The sequence below is a fragment of the Anaerosporobacter sp. genome, from assembly GCF_965301125.1.
In genome coordinates, this window is sequence record NZ_CBDLAM010000027.1 from 21,794 (window position 1) to 29,129 (window position 7,336).

The 7,336-nt window shown below is 35.2% G+C and carries 8 protein-coding genes; all 8 read left to right on the forward strand.

Annotated features, from left to right (window positions below; genetic code table 11):
• Positions 1–42 precede the first annotated feature (42 nt).
• The 8 genes from ACW2QF_RS04855 to ACW2QF_RS04890 all read left to right on the forward strand — a co-directional run bounded on the left by ACW2QF_RS04855 (position 43) and on the right by ACW2QF_RS04890 (position 7,292).
• Positions 43–477, forward strand: a complete 435-nt coding sequence (locus ACW2QF_RS04855; protein ID WP_455714868.1) for an RrF2 family transcriptional regulator — start codon at positions 43–45, stop codon at positions 475–477.
• Between the two features lie 244 nt (positions 478–721).
• Positions 722–2,422, forward strand: a complete 1,701-nt coding sequence (locus tag ACW2QF_RS04860) for a menaquinone biosynthesis decarboxylase (protein WP_455714869.1) — start codon at positions 722–724, stop codon at positions 2,420–2,422.
• Complete coding sequence (locus ACW2QF_RS04865; RefSeq protein ID WP_455714870.1) at positions 2,409–3,293, forward strand: 4-hydroxybenzoate octaprenyltransferase; 885 nt, start codon at positions 2,409–2,411, stop codon at positions 3,291–3,293. Before ACW2QF_RS04860 ends, ACW2QF_RS04865 begins: the two co-directional genes overlap by 14 nt.
• A gap of 20 nt (positions 3,294–3,313) precedes the next feature.
• A complete protein-coding gene (locus tag ACW2QF_RS04870; protein ID WP_455714871.1) occupies positions 3,314–3,901 on the forward strand; it encodes a UbiX family flavin prenyltransferase in 588 nt (195 codons plus the stop codon).
• 1 nt (position 3,902) lies between these two features.
• Positions 3,903–4,895 carry an ABC transporter substrate-binding protein gene (locus tag ACW2QF_RS04875; RefSeq protein ID WP_455714872.1) on the forward strand — a complete coding sequence of 331 codons (993 nt, stop codon included), beginning with the start codon at positions 3,903–3,905 and terminating at the stop codon, positions 4,893–4,895.
• A gap of 25 nt (positions 4,896–4,920) precedes the next feature.
• A complete protein-coding gene (locus tag ACW2QF_RS04880; protein ID WP_455714873.1) occupies positions 4,921–5,688 on the forward strand; it encodes an ABC transporter ATP-binding protein in 768 nt (255 codons plus the stop codon).
• A 4-nt stretch (positions 5,689–5,692) separates the two neighbouring features.
• Positions 5,693–6,442, forward strand: a complete 750-nt coding sequence (locus ACW2QF_RS04885; protein ID WP_455714874.1) for an ABC transporter permease — start codon at positions 5,693–5,695, stop codon at positions 6,440–6,442.
• 304 nt (positions 6,443–6,746) lie between these two features.
• Positions 6,747–7,292: an ABC transporter permease gene (locus tag ACW2QF_RS04890; RefSeq protein WP_455714875.1), complete on the forward strand. Its 546-nt coding sequence runs from the start codon at positions 6,747–6,749 to the stop codon at positions 7,290–7,292.
• Positions 7,293–7,336: the final 44 nt, after the last annotated feature.

Below are 7,336 nucleotides of genomic sequence, written 5' to 3' on the forward strand. Positions count from 1 at the left end.
ATACTATTCTTATATGAATACAATGAAAAAGGAGGGATATAATTGAAGATATCTACAAAAGGGAGATATGCGCTAAGGCTTATGCTAGACTTAGCACTCAATGATACAGGGGAAACCATTCGTATAAAGGATATAGCTGCGCGTCAAGAGATATCAGAAAAATACCTCGAACAAATTATCGCAGTTTTGAATAAAGCAGGGTATGTTAAAAGCGTAAGAGGTCCACAAGGGGGATATCGTTTAGCAAGAAAACCTAAAGAATATACAGTAGGTATGATTTTACGATTAACGGAAGGAAGCCTTGCACCCGTTGCTTGTTTAGATGATGATCCGAATGAATGTAGTAGACAAGAGGATTGTGTAACAATATACATCTGGGAAAAACTATACGAAGCAATTAATAGCGTAGTAGATAAATATACTCTAGCAGATTTAGTAGAATGGGAATTAGCAAAAGCAGATCATTATGTTATATAATCTATATTGATGAGCCAATAGAGGGACAACGTATCCGTTGTTTTTCTATTGGCTTTTTCAAATCTCTTTTCGGAAGTATCACCAAAAATATTGCATTGTAAATATAAGAAGATTGTTGTAAAATTAAAAATATCTGCGTCTTTTTATGTAGATAAGGTCGTAATTTGCCCCATGATACCTACAGATTGCTACGCACTTTGTGACCCTGGTATCATATAGATATTAACAATGAAGGAAGAGATAGATGGCATATAAAGATTTACAAGATTTTATAAAAACGTTGGATGAACAAGGTGAATTAACAGTGATTCATGAAGAAGTTTCATCAGACTTAGAAATTACTGAGATTGCTGATCGTGTTTCCAAAGCACACGGAAAAGCATTACTTTTTAAGAATGTTAAAAATTCCAAATACCCTGTTTTAATTAACGCAATGGGAAGCTATAAAAGAATGAGTATGGGACTTGGAGCAGAACAACTTGATGATATAGGTACTGAGATTGGTAAGTATCTAGATTTAAGTAATTATTTATCCATTAAGAAGTTAATCAAAAGCGTTCCACGTCTGTTTCGACTTCTTAGTGTATTTCCAATTAAGAGTAAGTTTAGAGGTGCGTGTCAACAAGTGATTGAAAGAGAAGTGAACTTAGATACACTTCCTGTCTTAAAGTGTTGGCCAGAAGATGCAGAGAGATTTATAACCCTTCCGTTGGTGTTTACAAAGGATCGTTATTCCAAACAACAAAATGTAGGAATGTATCGTATGCAAATTCTTGATCAAACGACTACAGGAATGCATTGGCATAAACATAAAGATGGATCAGAGATTTATAAAGGCTATGCGACAGATAATACAAGAATGCCAGTTTCCGTTGCACTAGGCTGTGATCCGGCTATTACTTATGCAGCGACTGCACCAATGCCAAAAATGATTGACGAGATGATGCTAGCAGGCTGGCTTAGAAAGTCAAATGTGAAGATGGTTAAATGTATTACCAACGATATCTATGTGCCAAGTAGCGCAGAAATAGTTTTAGAAGGTTATGTGGACCCATCAGAGGATCTTGTATTAGAGGGACCTTTTGGTGACCATACGGGATATTATTCATTGGCAGATTATTATCCTAGATTCCATGTTACATGCATTACCCATAAGAAAAATGCAATTTATCCAACCACTATCGTAGGAAAACCACCGATGGAGGATTGTTATATGGCAAAGGCAACGGAACGTCTCTTTTTACCAGTACTTCGTATGCAAATGCCAGAATTAGTTGATCTTAATTTACCTTTAGAAGGTGTATTTCATAACTGTGCAATTGTATCGATACGTAATAAGTATCCAGGATGCGCACGAAAAGTTATGAGTAGCATCTGGGGAATGGGTCAGATGATGTATACGAAATTGATTGTGATAGTTGATGAAACAGTTGATGTACAAAATCTGAGACAAGTTCGTGATGCGGTACTGAATAATGTGAATGGACAAGAAAGTTTAGTTGTATCAGAAGGACCACTAGATGCATTAGACCATTCCTCTGATAAGGCATTGTATGGTAGTAGACTTGGCGTTGATTGCACTGTGAAGAATACAGTAAAGGATAATAACATAACTAACACGTATCAGATACTTAAGGTAAATAAGGACAAGCCTTTTAAGGGAAGAGATACCGTAGTAGAGTTCTTAACTCATAATCCAGATAAATTTGTGATAGCTGTCGATGGTGATGTTGATAAGAATGACTTATCTACGGTTATGTGGAAAGTATTTAATAATATAGATGCAAAAAGAGATATTACAGTCATCGACAACAAGATCGGTATTGATGCTACGAAAAAATGGCGAGAAGAAGGTTTAACAAGAGATTGGCCAAATGATATCAAGATGAGTGACGATATTAAAAAAATGGTAGATGAAAGATGGGATCGTTATGGTATTGACTAAAGTAATTAATAAAATAGTTAATAAATTAAAAGAGTATGGTAAACTCGTCATGTTTTCACATACAATATTTTCTTTAAGTTTTGCACTTGTTTCAATGGTAATAGCAGCAAAGGGGTTACCTGAGATTTCAACTTTGATATGGATTTTAGTATGCTTTATGGGTGCTAGAACTGGTGCCAATGCCATTAATCGTGTAATCGATGCTAAGATTGATGCACGCAATCCAAGGACTGCTGGGCGCCAATTACCAAAAGGAGAGATGAGAAAAACAGAAGTCATTATATTTACTGCAGTATGTTTCTTAATTATGGTTTATGGGGCATATAAGCTGAACTGGATTTGTTTATTGCTATCTCCGGTAGCTCTATTCTTAATGATCATCTACTCGTATTGCAAACGATTCACATATTTGTGCCATTTAGTTCTTGGGGTTACTTGTGCATGTGCTCCAGTTGGTGCATGGTTAGCGATTACAGGAAAACTAAACTTAATTCCATTATTTATGGGGGCTGCTAATACTTTATGGGTTGCCGGATTTGATATCATATATGGTTCCCAGGACTACGATTTTGATACACAGAATGGTCTACATTCCATTCCAGTTAAGTTTGGCGTTCCAGGTGCGTTAATGATAGCTAGAGTATTCCATATTATCACATTGCTATGCCTAGTAGTGGTAGGAATATTGGTGCCTCAATTCGGACTTATTTACTATCTAGGTGTAATCCTTATTGCAGGGTTATTTGTTGCAGAATATAGAATGGTATCACCTACAAATTTAACAAATGTTAATATAGCATCTTATAGTATCAACCAAATAGTTAGTATCGTTTTATTAGTATTTGGATTATTAGATGCATTTTTGAACTAGTAGAAATATAGAGGTATAGAATGAAAAAAATTATAGTAGGACTTACCGGAGCAAGTGGTAGTGCTTATTTCCGTCGTCTAATCGAAGTTTTACTGGAGCATGAAGTAGAAATACATGTCATCGCATCTGAACATGGTAGTCAGGTGCTTGCGTATGAAACAGGAATTATCTTAGAAGAGCAAATCAAGGTTTGGAATGAAAAAATTTCTGATACTAGGATTACCCTAGAAGATAATAATAATATGTTCTCAGCAGTTGCTAGTGGATCATACCGCTGCGATGCTATGATTGTTATTCCTTGTTCTATGTCTACTCTGGCTGAGATAGCGAATGGTATAACGAAATCTCTGTTAACTCGTGCAGCAGATGTGATGATAAAAGAACAAAGAAAATTGGTGATTGTACCAAGAGAAACACCACTCTCAACCATTCATTTAAAAAATATGTATGAACTCTCAAAGGTTGGAGTGACAATTTTACCGGCGATGCCAGGGTTTTATAATCTTCCTGAAACAGTAGATGATATGATTAATCATATCGTTGGTAAGGCTCTGGATTGTATTGGAATAGATAATAATAATTATAAGAGATGGAAGGGTAAGAACTAGAATGAAAAAAAGTAGTAAAGTAATTGCATTGTTATTGGCAATGGTTTTCCTAATCACAGGATGCACAAAGAAAAACGATACGAATACTTCTGATTTAAAGGATAATGTAGAGTCAACACAAACACCAGACTCAGAATCAGTCGAAAAAACTGTGCTACGTTTGGGGATGATAGCATCTACGGATGCAATTCCTTTTGTGTTGATTGAGAAAAATGGATTAGATGATAAATATAATCTTGACTTACAGTTTGAAGTTTTTAAATCAGCAAAAGATAGAGATGCAGCATTACAAGCGGGAGAATTAGATGGATTCTTAGCAGATCTTATCGCGGTATGTATCTATCAAAATGCTAATTTAGATGTTAAGATTACTGGAAGTACAGATGGTGATTTTGTTCTTCTTGCAAGTAAGAATTCAGGAATCACAGACGTTAGCCAGATTAAAGGGAAAAGTATCTCTATCTCAGAAAATACATTAATTGATTATACTTTAGATAAAATCTTAGAGAGTAATAATCTAGAAAGTGATGATGTTAAAAAAGAAATCGTAGATAGAATTCCAGACAGATTTGAACTTTTACGTAATGATAAAATTGATCTTGGTTTAATGCCAGAACCATTTGCTTCATTAGCACTTGAAGATGGTGCAATTAACTTAGGTAGTGCTAGTGAGTATGGACTTTATCCAGCAATTAGTGCTTTCACACAAACTGCTATAGATGAAAAGGCAGATGCAATACGCGATCTTTATAAAGCCTATAATGAAGCTGTTGACTACATGAATAATACAGATGTTTCAGAATACGAAGATGCCGTAATTGAAGCAGCAGGATATCCAGAAGAAATGAGTGGAAAAATTGAGTTACCAAAATTCAGAACGAATGAACTTCCATCAAAAGAAGGAATAGAAGCTGCGATTGCTTGGGCAAGTGAAAAAGGATTATGCAGTTCTTCACTTACTTATGATCAGGTAGTCTTTGACGTATCTGAATAAAATCTTAGATTAAGCGGTGAATAATATGCTTCTATTGAATAATGTGTCCATTAGTTACAAGAAGAAAAAAGAAACAATAAACATAATCAATAACTTCTGTTTGCAAATAGAACAGGGAGAATCGGTAGTGATACTAGGAGCTTCCGGTTGTGGTAAATCGACCTTGGTTAATACATTGGCGGGAACGATAGTTGCTGAAAGTGGAGACATAGTTTACGTAAAAGAACAAAAAGGCAGGCCCTTGAATCCGAAGATTCATAAGATTGGTATTATACCACAAAACTGCGGATTGCTTCCTTGGAAGACAGTAAAAGAGAACTGCTTATTACCATTAAGAATTCGTAAGGAACAGGTAAATGATACCCTAATTGAAGAAATAACTAACATATATAAATCGTTAGATATAGATAAGTTACTTCATAAATATCCAAAGGAATTAAGTGGTGGACAAGCGCAAAGAGCTGCAATTGCAAGAGCCTTTATTATGCGACCTGATTTATTGTTGATGGATGAACCGTTTTCTGCATTAGATGAAATCACTCGTGAGGAAGCAAGAGAGTTATTCCTAAAGATATGGAAACAGCATAAACCGACTACAATACTAGTTACACATAGCATTGAAGAAGCGCTTTACTTAGGGAATAGAATAATTGTTATGGGAACAGATAAAGGTAATATCAAGTACCAGATGGATAATCCTTACTTTGGAGAGCTGAGTCCTCAAAGTTTAGAGTACCTTGTTGCAAAAAAACTACTGCGAAAGCAATTGATCAAGACAGAAGTGGGGGAATAGACAAATGAAGAGACTTATTAAACATGGTATGATTTTTATACAAGGTTTTTTGTTAGTCAATCTATTGTGGTGGATGGCATCTGTATTCTTGGATATCAATGTTGTTCCAAATCCGATTCTTGTCTATAAGAACTTTCATAAAATCTTTGAGGACAATATATATATTCATATCTGGGCAAGCTTAAAAAGGATTGGATTAGGTCTTTTACTTTCACTTTTGGTTGGTATACCAATTGGAATTATAATGGCTTATTCCAACAGGGCAAATAAGATATTATATCCGTTGATTTATTTTAGTTATCCGATTCCTAAAACCGCTCTTTTGCCAATTGCCATGTTATTATGGGGCATGCGTGATGGATCTAAGATAGCAATTATATTTTTGATTATTGTTTTTCAGGTTATTGTCTCAGTTAGAGATAGTGTATCGCATATAGACAGAACGATGTATCAAGTGACTAGGAGTGCAGGTGCAAATAGGAGACAGATAATTCGCCATGTCACGTTACCAGCGATTCTTCCAGAGTTACTTACTAATATTAGAGTGTCTCTTGGGACAGCAGTATCTATATTGTTTTTCGTTGAGGCATATGGAACAAAGTATGGAATGGGGTATTATATTCTAGATGCATGGTCAAGAATAAATTATATCGGGATGTATCTAGGAATTATAGTAATCTCAATTGTTGGTTTTATTCTTTTCGTTTCCGTTGATGTAATTGCGGATAAAATTTGTAGATGGAGCAGCCAATAAAGGGAGCTACGCATTATGAATTGCTCCTCGTCAAATAGACAACTAAAAATATTTTCTTTTCTGCCAGTAGGTATAACCTGCTGGCAGTTTTTATGTATGTATTATCTTCGGTATAATCGTATGCTAATTCAATTATAAAAAAATGGAAAAAATATTAATAAAACCTATTGACAAAGTATGGAAAGTAGGATATTATACTAAACAGAAATCATACTAATATAATATGAAATGTATGAAACAGATAACGAAAATGATTACGAAAGAGAAAAAGAAAAGGTAGGTGATGAGAAGAGAGGGGGATTTAATGAGAAAGATCAAGGATATTGGAATTCAATTCATTATTCCGATTATAATTGTTTTGGCCTGGTACATAACGACTACATATACGGATACGCCATCGAGTATTCTTCCTAGTATTTCTAAAGTGAAGAAAGCATTCGGATCCATGGTACAGACAGGACAATTAGGGGAGGATCTAAGAGTTAGTTTTGCTAGAGTTACCAAAGGGTATTTATACTCAATTTTATTTGGTGGAAGCCTTGGTATCTTGATGGGAATGTTCCCTTTTGTGAAGAAACTATTTGGCCTTATTACCACCGTTATTCGACAGATACCAATGATTGCATGGATTCCTCTCGTTATACTATGGTGTGGAATTGGTGAAGAATCTAAGATTGTGATTATCGTGATAGCAGCATTCTTCCCTATTATGGTTAACACCTTGAATGGCGTTGAAAGTACACCAACTGGATACATAGAAGTAGCACGCCTTTATAAGTTAAATAAGATTAAGACCTTTGCAAAGGTATATTTACCTCATGCACTACCGCAGATGCTAGTTGGATTATAGTTAGGTTGAGGGGTTTCTTGGATGGCGGTTGTTGCGTCTGAATT

Excerpts from the sequence above, each read along its gene's own strand:
- ACW2QF_RS04885 (WP_455714874.1), top strand. The coding sequence starts at position 5,693 with ATGAAGAGACTTATTAAACATGGTATGATTTTTATACAAGGTTTTTTG.
- ACW2QF_RS04865 (WP_455714870.1), top strand. The coding sequence starts at position 2,409 with ATGGTATTGACTAAAGTAATTAATAAAATAGTTAATAAATTAAAAGAG.
- ACW2QF_RS04870 (WP_455714871.1), top strand. The coding sequence starts at position 3,314 with ATGAAAAAAATTATAGTAGGACTTACCGGAGCAAGTGGTAGTGCTTAT.
- ACW2QF_RS04890 (WP_455714875.1), top strand. The coding sequence starts at position 6,747 with ATGAGAAAGATCAAGGATATTGGAATTCAATTCATTATTCCGATTATA.
- ACW2QF_RS04860 (WP_455714869.1), top strand. The coding sequence starts at position 722 with ATGGCATATAAAGATTTACAAGATTTTATAAAAACGTTGGATGAACAA.
- ACW2QF_RS04875 (WP_455714872.1), top strand. The coding sequence starts at position 3,903 with ATGAAAAAAAGTAGTAAAGTAATTGCATTGTTATTGGCAATGGTTTTC.
- ACW2QF_RS04880 (WP_455714873.1), top strand. The coding sequence starts at position 4,921 with ATGCTTCTATTGAATAATGTGTCCATTAGTTACAAGAAGAAAAAAGAA.